The organism is Paenibacillus sp. LHD-38, from assembly GCF_031157315.1.
Taxonomy (GTDB): Bacteria; Bacillota; Bacilli; order Paenibacillales; family Paenibacillaceae; genus Pristimantibacillus.
In genome coordinates, this window is record NZ_JAVIFU010000006.1 from 148,125 (window position 1) to 164,963 (window position 16,839).

At 46.4% G+C, this 16,839-nt stretch carries 17 protein-coding genes and 1 pseudogene; 16 read left to right on the plus strand and 2 right to left on the minus strand.

Features of this window, described 5'->3' with window-relative positions; all coding sequences use genetic code 11:
• Positions 1-99: 99 nt before the first annotated feature.
• From RCO25_RS07395 to RCO25_RS07410, 4 genes are all read left to right on the plus strand, one after another.
• The gene (locus RCO25_RS07395; RefSeq protein WP_308995497.1) at positions 100-861 is read left to right on the plus strand and encodes a sugar phosphate isomerase/epimerase family protein; all 762 of its coding nucleotides are present in this window, start codon (positions 100-102) and stop codon (positions 859-861) included.
• 204 nt (positions 862-1,065) lie between these two features.
• Entirely contained in the window at positions 1,066-2,157 is a 1,092-nt protein-coding gene (locus RCO25_RS07400) for a low temperature requirement protein A (protein ID WP_308995498.1), read from the plus strand.
• A 90-nt stretch (positions 2,158-2,247) separates the two neighbouring features.
• On the plus strand, positions 2,248-2,889 hold the full coding sequence (locus RCO25_RS07405; RefSeq protein WP_308995499.1) for a ThuA domain-containing protein: 642 nt from the start codon (positions 2,248-2,250) through the stop codon (positions 2,887-2,889).
• Positions 2,890-3,203: 314 nt separating this feature from the next.
• The gene (locus tag RCO25_RS07410) at positions 3,204-4,193 is read left to right on the plus strand and encodes a Gfo/Idh/MocA family protein (RefSeq protein WP_308995500.1); all 990 of its coding nucleotides are present in this window, start codon (positions 3,204-3,206) and stop codon (positions 4,191-4,193) included.
• Positions 4,194-4,288: 95 nt separating this feature from the next.
• Here RCO25_RS07410 and RCO25_RS07415 read toward each other — a convergent pair whose 3' ends face one another.
• Together RCO25_RS07415 and RCO25_RS07420 are read right to left on the minus strand one after the other, a co-directional pair.
• The gene (locus tag RCO25_RS07415) at positions 4,289-4,915 is read right to left on the minus strand and encodes an SGNH/GDSL hydrolase family protein (RefSeq protein ID WP_308995501.1); all 627 of its coding nucleotides are present in this window, start codon (positions 4,913-4,915) and stop codon (positions 4,289-4,291) included.
• 224 nt (positions 4,916-5,139) lie between these two features.
• Positions 5,140-5,313 carry a hypothetical protein gene (locus tag RCO25_RS07420; protein WP_308995502.1) on the minus strand — a complete coding sequence of 58 codons (174 nt, stop codon included), beginning with the start codon at positions 5,311-5,313 and terminating at the stop codon, positions 5,140-5,142.
• Between the two features lie 202 nt (positions 5,314-5,515).
• On the opposite strand from RCO25_RS07420, the gene RCO25_RS07425 reads away from it, so the two are divergent.
• The 12 genes and pseudogenes from RCO25_RS07425 to RCO25_RS07470 all read left to right on the plus strand — a co-directional run bounded on the left by RCO25_RS07425 (position 5,516) and on the right by RCO25_RS07470 (position 16,654).
• The gene (locus RCO25_RS07425; RefSeq protein ID WP_308995503.1) at positions 5,516-5,710 is read left to right on the plus strand and encodes a hypothetical protein; all 195 of its coding nucleotides are present in this window, start codon (positions 5,516-5,518) and stop codon (positions 5,708-5,710) included.
• A gap of 295 nt (positions 5,711-6,005) precedes the next feature.
• Positions 6,006-6,090: pseudogene (locus RCO25_RS07430) on the plus strand (DUF3934 family protein); the annotation flags it as partial.
• Positions 6,091-6,668: 578 nt separating this feature from the next.
• Positions 6,669-7,628: an acetylxylan esterase gene (locus tag RCO25_RS07435; protein WP_308995504.1), complete on the plus strand. Its 960-nt coding sequence runs from the start codon at positions 6,669-6,671 to the stop codon at positions 7,626-7,628.
• A gap of 135 nt (positions 7,629-7,763) precedes the next feature.
• A complete protein-coding gene (locus RCO25_RS07440; protein ID WP_308995505.1) occupies positions 7,764-8,720 on the plus strand; it encodes a GGDEF domain-containing protein in 957 nt (318 codons plus the stop codon).
• The gene (locus RCO25_RS07445) at positions 8,692-9,783 is read left to right on the plus strand and encodes a GGDEF domain-containing protein (protein WP_308995506.1); all 1,092 of its coding nucleotides are present in this window, start codon (positions 8,692-8,694) and stop codon (positions 9,781-9,783) included. Before RCO25_RS07440 ends, RCO25_RS07445 begins: the two co-directional genes overlap by 29 nt.
• A gap of 130 nt (positions 9,784-9,913) precedes the next feature.
• Positions 9,914-10,216, plus strand: a complete 303-nt coding sequence (locus RCO25_RS07450; RefSeq protein WP_308995507.1) for a hypothetical protein — start codon at positions 9,914-9,916, stop codon at positions 10,214-10,216.
• A gap of 1,219 nt (positions 10,217-11,435) precedes the next feature.
• A complete protein-coding gene (locus tag RCO25_RS34795; RefSeq protein WP_374992073.1) occupies positions 11,436-11,681 on the plus strand; it encodes a recombinase family protein in 246 nt (81 codons plus the stop codon).
• Positions 11,621-11,752, plus strand: coding sequence for a hypothetical protein (locus tag RCO25_RS34800; protein ID WP_200961625.1), 132 nt, complete (start codon positions 11,621-11,623; stop codon positions 11,750-11,752). Before RCO25_RS34795 ends, RCO25_RS34800 begins: the two co-directional genes overlap by 61 nt.
• Positions 11,753-12,011: 259 nt before the next feature.
• On the plus strand, positions 12,012-14,852 hold the full coding sequence (locus RCO25_RS07455) for an RCC1 domain-containing protein (RefSeq protein WP_308995508.1): 2,841 nt from the start codon (positions 12,012-12,014) through the stop codon (positions 14,850-14,852).
• Positions 14,853-15,222: 370 nt separating this feature from the next.
• Positions 15,223-15,510 (plus strand): hypothetical protein, encoded by a 288-nt coding sequence (locus RCO25_RS07460; RefSeq protein WP_308995509.1) that lies wholly within the window; start codon positions 15,223-15,225, stop codon positions 15,508-15,510.
• 15 nt (positions 15,511-15,525) lie between these two features.
• Positions 15,526-15,831, plus strand: a complete 306-nt coding sequence (locus RCO25_RS07465; RefSeq protein ID WP_308995510.1) for a hypothetical protein — start codon at positions 15,526-15,528, stop codon at positions 15,829-15,831.
• A gap of 349 nt (positions 15,832-16,180) precedes the next feature.
• The gene (locus RCO25_RS07470; protein WP_308995511.1) at positions 16,181-16,654 is read left to right on the plus strand and encodes a hypothetical protein; all 474 of its coding nucleotides are present in this window, start codon (positions 16,181-16,183) and stop codon (positions 16,652-16,654) included.
• The last annotated feature ends 185 nt before the right edge of the window (positions 16,655-16,839 follow it).

A 16,839-nucleotide genomic window follows, 5' to 3' on the forward strand; every position in this document is an offset into this window, starting at 1 on the left:
GTTGGTTAACCTCAGTAAAGTAGCGCTTTCAGCTGTAATGCTACAATAAACCTATGAAAAGGTAAGCCAATCCTATTAAATTACGAAGGCGGCGAAGGCATGAATTTATCGAATATTGCTGTACAGCTGTACACATTGCGGGAATACTGCAAGACGGAAGCGGATTTGGAGCAGTCGCTGCGCAAAGTGAAGGAGATAGGTTATCAAGCGGTGCAGGTATCAGGCATCGGCCCCATTGCTTCGGAGAAAGTAAAAGAATTAGCGGACGCGGCGGGACTTCGGATCTGCGCGACGCATGTCAGTCTGGATTCGCTGGTTAATGATTTTGATAACACGGTTAAGAAGCATAAGCTTTGGGATTGCAAATATGTTGGGCTTGGAAGCCTGCCGGACGAGAACCGCGGCAGCGCGGAGGGTTATTTAAGCTTTGCCAAGACGGCAACGGAGATCGGGCAAAAGCTCAAGGAGCATGATTTGCAGTTTATTTATCATAATCATCAGTTCGAATACCAAAAGTTCGAGGGCAGAACCGGCATGGCTATTTTGCAGGAGGAAACGGATCCGGCAGCCGTAGGCTTCGAGCTCGATACCTACTGGGTGCATGTCGGCGGGGTAAATCCGGTAGATGCTATCCAACAGGTGAAGGGCCGTATGGGGGTTGTCCATCTCAAGGATTTGGAAATCGTGGATTACCAGCAGGTATTCGCGGAGATCGGCGAAGGCAATTTGAATTTCAAAGCAATCATTGCCGCATGCCGGGAAATAGGCGTGGAATGGTACGTTGTGGAGCAGGATGTATGCAGACGCGATCCGTTTGAAAGCTTGGCGATCAGCTTCCGCAATTTACAGCAATATCTATAACCGAAGCGGCAGGAGCGGCTCGGTCATTGGGAAAAGTCAGATGCAGTCTTGCGTCTGGCTTTTTTTTCTATAAAAGAGTTGACACAATTCAATAAATTTATTATCTTTAATTTAAGATATTTAAATTAAAGATTATGGCGCGCAGGCAGCAATGTTCATTGAGACATTGTCCCTGCGCAATCTCTGGGAGGAGCCCGTGAACTGATGCATGAAAAAAAGGTAACCTGGCTGGAACTGTTCTATGATTTGTTGTTTGTGGCCGCAATCTCGAAAGCTACGCATGTATTATTGCATGTCGAGCATGGGACTATTTCATTGGAGCATTTGTCCAAATTCATTCTCATTTTCATTCCGATCTGGTGGGCGTGGGTCGGTCAAACGGTATATAACAATCGTTTTGGCCGTGACCTTTCCTCGCATCGGGTATTCATGATCCTCCAATTGTTTTTTGTCTTAATTATGACAGCCAGCTTAAACGTGGATTTTGATGCTTATTATATTCCTTTCTTTGTCGGCTATATCGGCTCTAGAGTGTTGACCGTCGTGCAATATGTGATCACTCAAAAAGTAGAAGTATCCAACAGGAAGGACACTGCTCGTTTCTTTGGAACCTATTTCTGGCTCGGCATTATTATCTCTGCTTTCTCTCTCTTCTTTGATTCGTGGATTCGCTATGCTATTTTGTATGCAGGTATTGCCGTCGATATCCTCGTTCCTTTGATCGGAAGAAAGCATTTGGTGAAAACGCCTGTGCATACGGCTCATCTGTTAGAGAGATTTGCGCTTTTTACGCTGATTTTGCTTGGTGAATCCGTAATCAGCATGCTTTCGGTGCTGCAATCCGCTGAATTAACGGGATCCTCCATTCTGTTTGCCGCGATGGCGTTTGTATTGGTTATAGGCATATGGTGGCAGTATTTCGAGAACGTGGAGAAGAATGTGGATAAAGCAAAACGGACGGCAGGTCAGACCATCATGTACGGGCATCTGTTCATCTATTTGTCGCTAAGCATGATTGCGGCTTCCATTCAGCTCTTGTTTCTGAACCAGCTCGAATATTTCTTTATGCTTGGCTTTGTCTTCGGATCCGTGCTGCTATATTTCGGGTCGGTTATGTTCGTCCTGTATGCTTATCGTTTCGAGCATCTTAAGCCAAAGCTTAGCATGGTTCTTTCGTTAACGGGATTGCTTGGCGCGTTGTTTGCCTTGAATTTTTTTATGACAGCCTCTCCTCATGTCATCCTGGGCGAAATCATGGTTTTCTTTATCGTTTTTGCCAAAGCAACGCATCGGTAAGAGGAATAGTAATTGTTTTTAAGGGAAGCTATATGCCTTGAAAACGTTTATAATTTGAAGAAACACAACTGTAGAAGCGAGGAAAAGAAAATGATGAAGGTTGGCGTGATTTGCGATGATTATTGGCACCCGGGAACGCTCATTAAAGAAGGGTTGGAGCCTCTAAGCGAGCTTGGATTTAGCTTTCATTATATCCATCATGCTTCGGAGTGGTCGCTTGCGTGGATGGGTCAGCAGGATGTTATTGTGCTTGCCAAATCCAATCAAATTTCGGCCTCGGATAAAACGCCATGGCTGACCGAGGAAATTCAACAGCAGTTCCACCGCTATGTCGAGGGCGGAAAGGGACTGCTCGTTTTGCATGCAGGTACGGTAGGCTATCGGGATCAGCCTGTATTTTTCGAGCTTGTAGGGGGCGTGTTCCAGCATCATCCGGAGGCATGTCCTGTGAAAATTGCCTATACGGATAAGGCATTTGGGCTCGCAGAAGAGCAAGAAGGTTTCTCTATGCATGACGAGCATTATTTCATGGAGGTTATAGAAGACCGCATTAAGGTATTTATGACTTCCGAGTCGGAGCACGGCACGCAGCCGGCAGGCTGGCAGAGAGATCAGGGCAAAGGCCGGGTATGCGCGCTTACGCCAGGACATTTTCTGCCCGTGCTGCAGCAGCGGGAATACCAAACAGCCATTAAGCATGCCCTCAAGTGGGCCGGCGGCGCTCAAAGCTAGAATTGGCATGCTTGCATAACGGCCTATACATATAATGAATTCGCTTTCTTGCTAAGATCAACTGTATAATTAAGGATAGAAAAGATATAGTTTCATTAACAGAGCATAAGAAACGAAGGGGAAGTTTGGAACTGGAGGAGCGATAGCGTCCGCCTTTGTCTCCAGATTTCAACCGTGTGAGCGGTATAATAAAAGAAATCTGGAGACAACAGCGGCCGGAAGTCCAAACATTCCCCGTAGTTGCGAAAGGCATCTGAACTGAAAGTTGTAATCTGCATAATTTTATTATTTTATTCTGAGGAGTGAATGGAGTAATGTCTCTACAAACGATTAAATGGGGAATTTTGGGCCCAGGCTGGATTTCATCAAAGTTTGCTAAAGATTTGGCTTTTGCCGCAGGTGCAGAGCTCGTTGCCGTAGGCGGAAGAAGCTTGGAGAAATCAGAGCAGTTTGCTAAAGAGTTTAACATTCCCCGCGCCTACGGCAGCGTGGACGAACTTGCTCAAGACGCTGATGTAGATATTGTATATGTAGGAACCTTGCATCCGATACATAAAGAAAATGTACTGGCTTTATTGCGCGCCGGCAAAGCTGTGCTTTGCGAGAAGCCGTTCACGATGAACGCGGCTGAAGCGAAGGAAATCATTGATTTAGCCCGGGAAAAGAAAGTCTTCCTTATGGAAGCGATGTGGACGCGGTTCCTGCCGCCGATTCGTAAAATAATGGAATGGATCGCGGATGATAAAATTGGCGAGGTAAGATTGGTCAAAGCCGACTTTGGCTTCGATATCGGCTGGGCGCCGCAGAGCCGTCTGCTTGATCCCGCTCTTGGCGGCGGAGCGCTGCTGGATGCGGGTATTTATCCCGTTTCCTTTGCTTCTTTAATTTATGGCGAGGCTCCGGCAAAAATTATGAGCAGTGCCCGAATTGGCGAAACAGGCGTAGACGAGCAATTCTCGCTGTTGTTTGAATATGAGGGCGGACGTACCGCGGCGCTGAATGGAGCGGTACAGCTGGGGATGGTCAACGATGCTTACATTTACGGTACAAAAGGATATATTCACGCTCCGAACTTCTTGTTTGGCAAATCAGCTAGTCTTCATGTGAACAATACGGATGCTGAATCACTCGTGGATGAACGTGAAGCCGAGGGTTATGCATTCGAAGCCGAAGAAGCGATGAACGCGCTCCGCGAGGGAAGACTCGAGAGCACGGTTATTCCATTAGATGAGACGCTTGAGATCATGACAACACTCGATACAATCAGGAAGCAATGGGGCTTGCGTTACCCCGCTGACCAATAAGGGGATTTATTCCTAAAAGAATAGGAGCTGTCTTTCAAGGTATTGTACCTTTTAAGACAGCTCCTATTCGGTGTATAGAGCTAGTTTGGCTTTTATTAAGCCTTAACAGCTTTCAGCCACGCATCGGCAATGAGTGCTGCGCCGGCAGGCGATGGATGAACGCCGTCGGGAGCCCAGTATGCAGGGCCCGTCTGTGTCGCTGCCTGAGCGAATAAGCCGTCGAGCGGCACGTACAGCGTTTTGAACTCTCCTGCAAGTTCGCGAACCGCTTGAATTTTCGGGTCTAGATCCTCGCGCCATTGCTTTTGGCTGTTATTTACGGGCAGTACAAAGGGTTCGATCAAAATAAGCTTAGCGTTCAGATGTTCCTTTGCACTCGTGAGCAAGCGGCGGTATGTCGTGTAATATTCCTCGGTAGTCAATGGATTATTGCTGTCATAACGGCGCCAAGTATCATTAATGCCAACATAGATCGACAGCCAGGCAGGCTTCAAAGCCAGACAATCCTCTTCCCATCTCCGCTCAAGATCTACGACACGGTCACCGGATATGCCCCGATTGAGGAAGGAGGCCTGCTTCTCAGGATACTTGCTCGTGAACAATGCCGTTACCAGGTTTGCGTAGCCCGAACCTAAGCTTGCTCCGTCATTTCGATTGCGACCAGCATCGGTAATACTGTCACCTTGAAACAAAACAACTGCTTTTTGATCGATAAGTGTCATCCGTAAGCCTCCAATACCATCATTTCATCTGCAGCTTCATAATACATACGAATAACGTTTATGGTCAATATGGATTCGCAAGAAAAAGAGACGAATTCCCATACTTTCAAATCTTAAGCACTCTATGTAATAAAATAGGAAACATTTACTTCTGAAATTTCTATTTATATTTATTCTTTTTTCCTATTTAATAGAGGTAGGAGAATAGATAGACGGATTCGCGGTTAATCACCGCCTCCGCCGCAGCTCGAATCTCCTCCGCTGTCACTGCTGCAATCTCCAGCTGATGAATCACCGCCGTGATGACTGTTCCTTTTGCGGTCAACTGGTGTTGTAATCGCTTTAACGGCTGCTAGGATGACGAAAAGGATGAGAATGACCAAAACGATTGCTCCCATTGCGCATGCCCCCATTCCAGTTAGATTACCCACATCATAGCAGGCGATTATTAAGGGTGTGTAAACTATTTCGGGAATATTCTGAAAATTTGGAAATATACTTCAAGTAACCAATCTGCTAGATTGTTTTAACTTTTGTTCATAGAATTCTCATAAAAGATTAATGTTCGTGATTTATAATCGAATTAAGGGAGTGATGGGAATGACCTCTTCTTACTTCAATGAATGGCTGGATGAATATAATGATTATATGCGACTGTACATGCTTTTTGGTGATGAGCACTATTTGGTGCATGCAAGAGAAACACTGGCTGCTTTAAAAGCAATGATTATAAGGGCTGAGCGTCATAAAAGCATTGTATGTAAAATAATGAGTAATACGGTTCATGCTTATTGAGAGTCTATGTAGCTGATGAGAAAATATTGCAAGGATCCTAAATGTGATTAAAACTAATGAGCGTTTAGTTTTAACCACATTTAGGATCCTTTTTTTTGTCGCTGTCTGTGCAGTAACGGGAAATTCCATGTACCGCAGTGGGAAGTATTTCAAAATTATAAGCCGTCTAAAGAATCCAAGCGGTAGTTTAATGGTATACTGATAAGTAATGATAACGAGGATCAAGATTCTGATAGATGCTTTAGCTGCATTTTATGAAGTTTAACTCGGATAGAAGACATGATGGAGTGATGATATGAGCAGCACAAAAGGTAAGGGCGGAACGGGAAGAGGAACGGACAAGAAGGGTTGGAACCGCTGGCAAGCGGGGGAAAAGAAGAAGTTAGCGAAGAAGGTATTTGGCAGAAACCAAGGCGCTAAAGGCGCTGAGGGCGAAAAGGGCGAAAAGGGCGAAAAGGGCAAAACCGACGCCGGTAATACGGCAAACGCTAGAAGCGCCAACATGACGAAAGGCAGCACTGCATTTAAAGGCGGCAGCGCAGTCAAAGGCCGAAATACAACGAAATGATGACAAGCTTTAAAGCTCTGAACCAATGAGATAGCCCGCACTTCGCTGAAAGGTGAAGCCTGCGGCTTTTTTTAAAATATAAGAAAGTATAAATTTTAACCTTATACGATGCTTATATTTCACCGCGAAACGAGCTTCTGCCGCTAAGGACGGCGTCAGCCGTTTACGCTTGTTTAAGAAAGTATAAATTTGGACCTTATACGATGCTTGTATTTCACCGCGAAACGAGCTTTTGCCGTTAAGGTTGGCGCCAGCCGTTTACGCTTGTTTTGGTGAGAAAGCCTGCAATTTGCTATTCCATTATGCCAGCTTTCGTTTAAAATAATAATAACGCTTTCAAACGCGAAAGCAGAGCCCATTATTGTTCGACATTCATAGGAGGTAGTTGAAATGCCGTTAGTTGACATGTCTTTGGAGCAATTAAGTAGCTATGAGGGAATAAGTCCGCGCCCAGCTGACTTCGATGCATACTGGGAGAGAGCGCTTGCTGAGATGAGAGCGGTAGACCCCCAAATCGAGCTGGTGCCAAGCAGCTTTCAGGTACCTTATGCGGAGTGCTTTGATTTATACTTTACAGGAGTACGCGGCGCGCGTATCCACGCAAAATACATAAAACCCAAAAACGTAGCGTGGCCGCATCCTGCGGTATTGCAGTTTCACGGTTACTCGGGCCATTCCGGCCAGTGGCAGGATAAGCTGGGGTATGCCGCGCTGGGCTATTCCTTCTTTTCACTGGATTGCCGCGGTCAGGGCGGCTACTCGGAGGACACTGGCGGCGTCAAAGGGACTACGCAGCAAGGGCATATTATTCGCGGTTTGAATGATCATCCCGACCAGCTATTATTCCGGCATATCTTCCTTGATACTGCGCAGCTTGCAGGCATTGCCATGCAAATGCCTGAGGTTGATCCGGAGCGTGTGATGGCAATGGGAGGCTCACAGGGCGGAGCTTTAACGCTGGCCTGTGCGGCGCTTGAGCCGAAAATTAAGAAGCTTGCGCCCGTTTTTCCATTTTTGAGCGATTACCGCCGCGTATGGCAAATGGATTTGGCTAAGGACGCCTATGCGGAGCTGCGCACCTTCTTCCGGCATTTTGATCCGCAGCATAAGCGGGAAGAGGAGATTTTCACGAAGCTCGGTTACATCGACATTCAATTCTTGGCATCGCGTATTCGCGGGGAGGTATTGTTTGGAACGGGCTTAATGGATACGATCTGCCCGCCATCCACGCAGTTCGCGGTTTACAATAAAATAACTGCCGCGAAACGCATGGAGATTTATCCGGATTTCGGACATGAGGATTTGCCTGGTTTTTCAGACATGACCATGCAGTTTTTCTTGGAGGATTAATCGCTTTTTTAAGCGGAATCATATAGAAGAATAGGAACAAGGACGGTTAAACAGAGAAATCTCTGCGTAATCGTCCTTTTTTCTTGGTCAAAAGGCCCGCTGGTTCCTTCCGGGTATTTGAAGGCAGCAGCCTGATTGTTTATCGCTCTCTTGCTGGCTGAAGGGTTAATTCGCTATATGAAGCAATATTTCGATTATGTGTTAATAACGATGGGTTACGCGTTTGCGCTGGTGATTATGTTTGCCTTCGGGGAAGATATTAATGGGCTTTATATGAGTCTCGATATTCCAATCATTGTCTCTTTGTTTTATTTCAGCAAGAAGCGCTTATGGTTCTCGATGCTGCTGACCCTCGAAAGCTATTTCGTTCTTCTATGCTTTATTGACTCGCTAAAGGATCAAGTTAATCTATATGATTTAATAACCGTAACCGGCATGATTTCCGGAAGCGGTGTCATTGGCTTTGCCATTTTGAAGCGCGGAAATGAACTGCAGCAATCACTGGAGCGGGCTGTAAGCTCCGAAATGGACGCATTCGTAGATTCTATTGCCACCCAAAATGCCTCCAAATACGATCATTTAACGAATCTATACAATCATATTACATATCAGGAATACCTAACCGCACTCACCCGCCAGCATGATGCTTATGCTATGCCGCTGCAGCTCGCCGCGCTTGATATTGATAATTTTAAAAGCATAAATGATAGATTTGGGCATCATGTCGGAGACATCGTGCTGCAGGAAACGGCGTTGCTTCTAAAGTCATCGATTTCCAGCGAGGATGTAGCGGCCAGGTATGGCGGGGAAGAGTTTGTTCTGTTATTAACGGGAAAAACAATCAAGCAGAGCCACGAATTGCTAGAGCGGATCCGAGAGCGGCTGGCAATGACCGTCTTTCCGGAGCTTGATCATGAGAGCGTGACGATTAGCATCGGAATGGCGGAGTATACGACCGAGCTTGGGAAAGAAACCTTGTTTAAGCTGGCAGACGGTTATTTGTACGAAGCGAAGCGTGCCGGCAAAAATCAGGTCGTCTCTCCGATTAGAAGGAGGGATGAGAGTGCTGCGGAAATTACTCAATGCTCCTGATCATCTATCAAGCTGGAACAAGTTAATGAGACGGGCTTACTGGGCGATAAGCCTGGTATCCGCACTAGCGGTTTTGACGACATGGGCCGTGGTCTCGAACGATGAGTCCAGCCATACACAGTCATTTTTTGAGAAGCAAGTCGTTGTTAGAAACATCCTGATCCTCGGGACGCTGCTTGCCGCCGAAATAATATACCGATTAAAAAGCAGGCTCCAGGATTACATCATTATTATGCTGGGTTCCTGCTTTGGCGCGATTACGCTCGCCTTATCCCCACCGGAGGTTCAGGGTACGCAAATCGTTATGATATTGCCGATTCTTGTATCGATTTTACACTTTAACTATGGAAAGGTTTTATTCTCTTGCTTTATAGCGATGATAACCTATCTGTTTGTTCTGAACCTTGTGCCGGATTACCGCTACGGGGTTCCCATCTACCAGAAGGCTGTAGGTTTTTCATTCCTCATTATCGTCACGCTTGCCGTGCTGGGTATTGTGAACCGCGGGCTGCAAATGATGAGGGACGAGAAGCATGCCTTCCGGAATGAGAAGAAGCATCGCATACTGCAGCAAGCCGTCCAAGAAGCATCAAGCCTGGATGCGCTTACCGGGTTGGCAAACCATAAGACATTCCAAGAGCGGCTGAGGATCATGCTTGCCGATGAAGAGGAGCGTCCTCTGTATCTTGCGATTATTGATATTGATAATTTTAAATCGGTTAATGATACGTATGGCCACGCTGTCGGGGATACCGTACTGCGCAAAGTAGGTAAGCTGATAAGGGACCGCACACAGGAGGGCGGCTCGCCGTCACGCTATGGCGGAGAGGAATTTACGATTATTTTCACGAGGATGAATGCAAAAGCGGTTGTCGAATGCTTAGATCGGCTGCGGGCCGAAACGGAGCAGCTTCAGTTTCCGGAAATGGAAGGGCGTAAGGTGACCATAAGCATTGGCTGTCATAAACACCAAGCAAATGAGAGCCGCGATATCCTATTTCAATTAGCGGATGAGGCGCTTTATTCGGCCAAACGTAATGGTAAAAATAGAATTTCCTGGTGAATGCGTCTATCCTTTTTCATACATACAAGCGAGGTGGCGACATCGTATGAGCGATAATTAATGCATAAGGAGAAATGCGGTACATGTCGAGAATCGCCTTGCATCGCTCACGACCTGTTTGCTCGCGCTAATGATTTTCTTTCAATATCTTCAGCAGCTGTTAACCACAGAGTACACGTTGATTATTGCTGCTTATCTGGTCTATCCGGCGTCCATGGCTTCTGCGGGAGCCAGCGTATTGTTCCATCTTACGGCAGCGAGAAGCTATCACCGAATCTCTCGAACGCTGAGCATAAGCATTGCTTCCGCTCCGCTGCTCGTCTATTTTTTCCTCTTACTCGTAAAGGGAAATACCTTATTGTTTCAAGGCGTAAAAACGGAGGAGCTGTGGAAGAAGTCGCTGAAAAAGCTGTGGTGGCGGATCGGTCTATAGGGACCGTAACCAATCCGGGGCATGTTCCCATAAGTAAGCGAGCCGTAGAAATGCGGCGTGGCAGAAACAACTCCTGGGAGCCGTTCCCCAATGCGTGACGGCCGAGCCATTCTGTACATCGCACATTTAGGCTGATTATATTTTTTTTTCAGCCTATCGGGATAAGGTGACCTGTGTCCATCACGCACGATCCATTCTGGCTCCGGCTTCGCTATGCGTCAAGCATAATAGATCTAAAAACTGCGACTGTAAACAGTTCACCGATAATGTAGGGGCGGGCGAGGGGAGGCTGATTTAATCAGTAGCAAGCGAATGCTTGCTACCTTTTGTATTGAAAATTCTTTCTATTGAACTTACAGGAAATGAACTTATGGTTAAGACTGGGAGAGGGTTGTAACCTTAGTATCTTTATGAGAGGGAACTAAAGATGATTTAATCGATTGTGGATATAGCCGTGAAGTGAGTCGAGGTTTGGGGGAAACGTGTTTTTTATTGTCCCCATTCAATGGCTTCAGCTGCCCAATGGTCAACTGTCATCCGAGAACGGCGGCTGCGTAACCACCGGAACTGGAATCTTCTTGGCTTTGATACCGAAGGCTTTCACCAAGCCATTGACGTGTCGAGGGCAATCTTCTCCAAGAAATCAGAATTTTTCAAATATCTGGCATCCCTCGCGTTATCGATAAAGAGGTTCTCCGGCCGCAAAAATGACCAGTTTCTTCCCCAGTCGATAATACCCGCGTAGGTTGACCGGTAGATTTCGGAGGGAATGACATTTTAGGCGTCACGTGTATCCGGCCCTATACCACCATTCTAAAACCGGATACACCGCTGCCGCCCGCATTGATATGAACGGAATGAAATAATCAGCTCCCACCGGTTCGCAATATTGGTCCGATCGTCCAGCTCGATAAAGGTATCGACGTTGCGGGAGCCACGCCCTCATATTCCCGAAATGCGCGACCAAACGAAAATAAGAACCTTCCGCGCAATACCCCGCAACCAATATCGCTGTTGACTTTTCATTGCAAGTCCGCCTTCGTAAGCCCGGTAATGAAATCGACCATAACAAAAACAACCAAGATTTGAATGGCCTCATCCTAATCTACGTTTTAGTTATACATACTCAATGTTAGCTTAGGTGTGGTGGGCAACTGTCTAAAAAACGATCGTTTTTTAGACTTTATAAACATCAACTTAAAATACCCCAAAATGATCATTGTTTCAGTCTATTAAATCGTCTATTAACATCACACTGGGAGTAGATACCAGCACGCCGGCAGGCAAGCTTTTTTTCGCTATTATGGCAGGTTTAGCTGAAATGGAGGCAGAGACAATTCGAGAAAGAACCCAGGCCGGCTTACAAGCCGCTCGGCTCGAGGTAGAAAAGGAGGAAGACCGCCATTGGATAAGAGCAAAGTTGAAATGGCGTTGCTTCTGTATGACAGTCGGAAATATACCATAAAAGAAATAACCGAGCAGACCGGAGTATCTAAAGCAAAGTTATATCAAGTTCTCAAGAACAAAAACGCTTGAATCGGAAATTTTACTTACAGGCAGATAACGCTATGACGAATGTGGATTGTCTGATTACCCACGACTCATGTCCTCTCGAATATTGTCAAAAAAACATAAACCTCTTTCTATTTCCGTCCATATCGAGTTCATTCAATGCAAATATACCGATGTTTGTGTTGATATTTTTGGTAGATTTGTTTTGTAATAGTGCAATGAGCACATTCATAGATTTTGGTAATATGGTAGATTTAAGGAAAAAATAATGGAGTGAAGATTGATGAGACCACGGTTTATGCTTTTAGTTTGTGGATTTTTGCTGCTGACGCTGCTTCTGCCCTTTCAGGCAGCAGCAGAGTCCGGTTCCCCGGTGGTAGCAGAGAGTTTGAATTCGGGTGTAACGATGGTTGCAGGAGGAACGGGTCATACTCTCGATCTAAAACAGAACGGAACCGTCTGGGCGTGGGGAAACAATGAATATGGTCAACTGGGCGATGGAACTACGACAGACCATCATTTTACTCCGGTTCAAGTGCAGGGTCTCGATTCGGTGTCCGAAATCGCGGCGGGTGATTCACATAGTTTGGCACTCAAAAGCGACGGAACCGTCTGGGCGTGGGGATCGGTGTGGGGAATGGGCAGCAAATATTCCCCCGTTCAGGTAAGCGATCTTAGCTCCGTGGTCGCCATTGCTTCAGGGCATTATCATAATTTGGCGGTAAAAAGCGATGGAACGGTATGGGCGTGGGGGCGGAATATCTACGGTGAATTGGGCGATGGAAGCAGGACAGACCGTAATACTCCTGTTCAAGTACAGGGTCTCGGCTCGGTGGTCGACGTTGCTGCGGGTCATCTCCATAGTTTGGCGCTTAAAAGCGACGGAACCGTCTGGGCGTGGGGAATCAATGAATCAGGCCAAAACGGGGTGCCCGGCGGCTTGACCTTCTACGATGGACCCTACACAACCAACTACCGTCATACTCCTGTTCAAGTAGAGGGTCTCAGTTCGGTGGTAGCCATCGCGGCGGGTTATTCGCATAGTTTGGCGGTGAAAAGCGATGGAACCGTCTGGGCGTGGGGAGATAATTCTTCTGGCGAACTCGGCGATGGAAGCACAACAACCCGTTATACTCCCGTTCAGGTAACCAATCTCGGTTCGGTGACCGACATCGCTGCGGGCTCTTCGCATACTTTGGCGCTCAAAAGCGATGGAACCGTCTGGACGTGGGGCCATAATTATTCTGGCCAACTGGGCGATGGAAGCACGACCAGCAGTTCTTCCCCCGTTCAAGTATCCGAGCTCGATTCGGTGTACGCCATCGCGACGAATGATGGTTCGCATAGTTTGGCGGTGAAAAGCGACGGAACTGTTTGGGCGTGGGGGAATAATTCGTTAGGCCAACTCGGCGATGGAACCACGATAAACCGTTATACTCCCGTACAAGTTGCCAATCCTGAAGCCCCACAGTGGCCTGAGTACGACGTGCTGACGGTTACCGATGTGACCTATAACAGCGTACAACTGAATTGGCAGCACGCCACGGATGAGACGAGTATAGACAAGTACTTGGTATACCAAGACAACACGCTGCTGGCTACCCTGAACGGGGACGTGATCAGCTATGAAGTGAAGGGGCTGTCTCCAAATTCGTCCTACCTCTTTTCACTGATCGCCGTCGATGCCGATGGCAACCAAAGTGTGAAAAAAGAAGAGACGGTCACTACTGCTGCAAATAATCCGGTACCAGAAGCAGAAACGCTGCTTTACCGGTTTAACGGAACCATTCTCGACTTTGACCAAAGTCGTATTATTTGGAAAGAGACCGGCGATAAATCGCTCTGGATGTACAACCGTGCTGATAAAAGCCAAGTAAAAGTTTACGATGCCAACGGGTCCAATCGTACCATTAGTACTGCGAAGTTATCCGCTGACGGCGTTGTGTATTCCATATCCGGCACTGGGACTCATTATTGGAAGGACGGCGCGGTTCAAAATAGTTGGGACACATTGGACACGGCGAGACCGTACGAAGTAAAAGGGAATTTTGCGGTATTTGGCCACAACGTTGTGAATGTAAAGACGAGAGAGTCCCGATCTTTGCTAAATTCGAGTTTTAAAAATAGGAACTCATTTGATCTGTCGGCTGACGGAACGGTAGTTTATGAGTTTATTAACGGCATTCGCTACCACCTCCCCGACGATACGTTCACGACGTTTAATCCGCCTTCGCCCGAATACCCTAATACATACAACGGGCCTTTGACGGACGGAAAAAACATACTCTACAACGCATACACGGAATATGAAGGTTATTCTAAGTGGTCGCTCCAAGTTCGCAGCGCCGATGGCCAGGTTACCAAGATAGCCTTGAACCCTATTGATAGTGCAGATTATTATAATACCGACCCGAGAACATCGTACCAGATCAATAACGGATGGATTGCCTATAAGGAGTATAACAAGGAAATAGCTCGTTGGACCTTGAAAGTCCGGTCGCCGGAAGGCGAGACAAAACAAGCTTATACAGCCCCTAAATGGTGGCAGTTGACCGGCGTGCCTCTCTCCATCAAGCAGTTGGGACCGGACGGCACGGTAGCGTTCACGTTCAAAGACACAACTTACCTTTATTCCGCCCAAGAGGGCAAACTCTTGTATTCTTTCAGTGGTCCGGGAGAGTTGCACTACCAGGATGGCATATGGTACCGGATTGACGGCGGTTCATTGTATCAGGTTGATCCGAACCAACTCCAGCTTTCCGATTCCAAAACTTATCAAACCGGCGGATCCAATTATGAGTATTCGTTGTATTATGGGTACATATCGTCCCCAGGACAAGAGTTGAGCGGATCTTGGAGCCCCCCTGAAGGTTTCCATGGAGTCGTTAAGGTCTCCATGGTTTCCCCGGAAGGGGAAGATTATGACCTCAGTCTGGAGACCGTGGGCGAGGGTAACCGATTGCCGGAAGATACGACGTTACTCACAAATGGTACCGAGTACAGTGCTACCGAGGTGCCCGGAGGTTACAGAGCAGAGTGGAGAGTTAAGGGGCATACGGGCAATGATTATAGTCGGGATAAGAAGGTTTTCGTCTATGTGAGCATCAAATATGACAATCACTGAAGATGTTGACGGAAGCTTAATGGCCGGCCGCGGGGTCTCCCCGCGGCCTTCTTTGCACCCGCGATTTGTTGATAAGGCCGGAAGCAGATCCTCGGGCCTCCAGAAGCCTTTCCTTCATGAGGTCCCTCCCCCTCTTCGAACATCCGAAACCGTTCGGCAGCCTGCTGAACTATCGGGCAGGTTAATTGTAATAACTGCTAAATTGTTTAAGCATCATAAGGTGGAACTTTATGGAGTCCCTTACGTCTAAAAAGCTGTATGGGTAATTTTAAGGGGGACTTATCAAATGTCCAAAATTTTTTTGTTATTCTTGATGGCAGTTTTTTTGTAGAGTGGGTGCTCAATTGATAAAGAAAAAGTTATTAATGAAATGCTTCCTGAAGAAGGGAAACATAGCCTGTATGTATTTAGTAAATTTATGTCTTCACAAGTAAAGGATAAACTTTCGAAGGACTTACTTGAATTCGTTAACGCAGAAGAAACTCAAAAGAAATTAGATATAAGGAAAACCCAATTTGTTGATGTTGAATATGAAAAGGATTATGTAAAAGCACTAAATATCAAGAAACATCCTTTGTTCGTTTTGCTAAATAAAGAGGGAATTGTCCTACAAACTAATGATATAAATCAAGTTTTAAATTATGTACATGAAAAATGATTGAACTAAGCCAGGGTGCTCAAGGACAGCCAATACTTAGGTAAGGTATCGAATATCAGCAATCCTTATTATGGCTATAGATTCTGGGACGAAACCAAAAACAGGTACATCACAGCTTTATGGGATGCCAGCTGGACGACAGCAAACACCACGGCCAAAATCGCAACCCTCTCGACTGCCGATGCAGCTGTAACGGCGGTGGGGATTGACGGAAGCTATAAGAGCCTGGAAGCGAGTGCAGGAGCTGTCAATGTGACGCTTACGGGCGCCCCCATATTCATTTATTCTGACCATAAAGTGAGTGTGTCTTCGGTTAATTGACGGAATTCGCAGGGAAAAAAACATGTCGGACAAGAGAACAAAAGAGTTCTCTTCGCCCGGCATATTTTTTTCCCATTCGGGGAAGTGACCTATTAACGGATTAGGTTACATCTTTTAAGATGCTAGTGTGGAAGACGCTCAATCCTATTCGTCCTGCGTAGGGATCGCAAGAAATGACATGCCCAGCAAAAACTGTCTATTGAGGTTTTATTTGCTTTTGATAAGGTTAATTTCAACATCCGATGACATAAGGAATCGGGACGGGGGTGTGAGATAGCGGGATGTCTTTGTACTTGAATCGAACGGAGTATTGAGTCAGGACAATTATATGCGGGAAGGGAGTTCTGAGATGAAACAACAAATCAAGATAGGTTCTATTATTATCGCAATGTTATTGTTCGTTCAATCCATAGTTATTGTGCCGACTGATGCCATCATTACGCATGCGGCCGAATCGGAATCGGATGCGCGAAAACTGCTAAGCGGAAATACACGAGGCGTTTTGTTCCCGAACGATACACCGTTTATCGAAACCGGAGCTATATATGTTTGGCAGCAAGAAGGGCTTTATTCAACGTATTCCGAGCTTGTCGCTGCAGATCCTGGCGAAGGTTCAAAAATGACGGATGGATCTGTAACCGCTGTCATTCCAACGGCCAGTCAATCAGGTGCAGCTTACGGAACGCTTGTTTATGACCTGCAGGACGTATATAGGGTATCCGCCCTGCAGGTTTGGTCCGAATTTTCCGTGGAAAGCGGCTTGAAGCAGGTCGAGATTTATGCAAGTATCGACGGCGTTAATTACAACCGCTATTCCAAATAGCATCATTCCTGGTATTTCTACTGTTCTCCAAATTGGGCTTGAATTAACTTCAAATAGAAGAACTATTTGGTTTACTCGAAGCTGTGTTACCAAGAAGAACTCCTGAAATCTTCCTAGTGATAATTTTAAACGAATCGATTTTCAGCCCTGTCCCGGATTCCGAGAAAGTCTGGGTCGCAATCCCC

Coding starts and splice junctions, on each gene's coding strand:
- RCO25_RS07395 (WP_308995497.1), top strand. CDS start 100: ATGAATTTATCGAATATTGCTGTACAGCTGTACACATTGCGGGAATAC.
- RCO25_RS07400 (WP_308995498.1), top strand. CDS start 1,066: ATGCATGAAAAAAAGGTAACCTGGCTGGAACTGTTCTATGATTTGTTG.
- RCO25_RS07405 (WP_308995499.1), top strand. CDS start 2,248: ATGATGAAGGTTGGCGTGATTTGCGATGATTATTGGCACCCGGGAACG.
- RCO25_RS07410 (WP_308995500.1), top strand. CDS start 3,204: ATGTCTCTACAAACGATTAAATGGGGAATTTTGGGCCCAGGCTGGATT.
- RCO25_RS07415 (WP_308995501.1), bottom strand. CDS start 4,915: ATGACACTTATCGATCAAAAAGCAGTTGTTTTGTTTCAAGGTGACAGT.
- RCO25_RS07420 (WP_308995502.1), bottom strand. CDS start 5,313: ATGGGAGCAATCGTTTTGGTCATTCTCATCCTTTTCGTCATCCTAGCA.
- RCO25_RS07425 (WP_308995503.1), top strand. CDS start 5,516: ATGACCTCTTCTTACTTCAATGAATGGCTGGATGAATATAATGATTAT.
- RCO25_RS07435 (WP_308995504.1), top strand. CDS start 6,669: ATGCCGTTAGTTGACATGTCTTTGGAGCAATTAAGTAGCTATGAGGGA.
- RCO25_RS07450 (WP_308995507.1), top strand. CDS start 9,914: ATGATTTTCTTTCAATATCTTCAGCAGCTGTTAACCACAGAGTACACG.
- RCO25_RS07455 (WP_308995508.1), top strand. CDS start 12,012: ATGAGACCACGGTTTATGCTTTTAGTTTGTGGATTTTTGCTGCTGACG.
- RCO25_RS07460 (WP_308995509.1), top strand. CDS start 15,223: ATGCTTCCTGAAGAAGGGAAACATAGCCTGTATGTATTTAGTAAATTT.
- RCO25_RS07470 (WP_308995511.1), top strand. CDS start 16,181: ATGAAACAACAAATCAAGATAGGTTCTATTATTATCGCAATGTTATTG.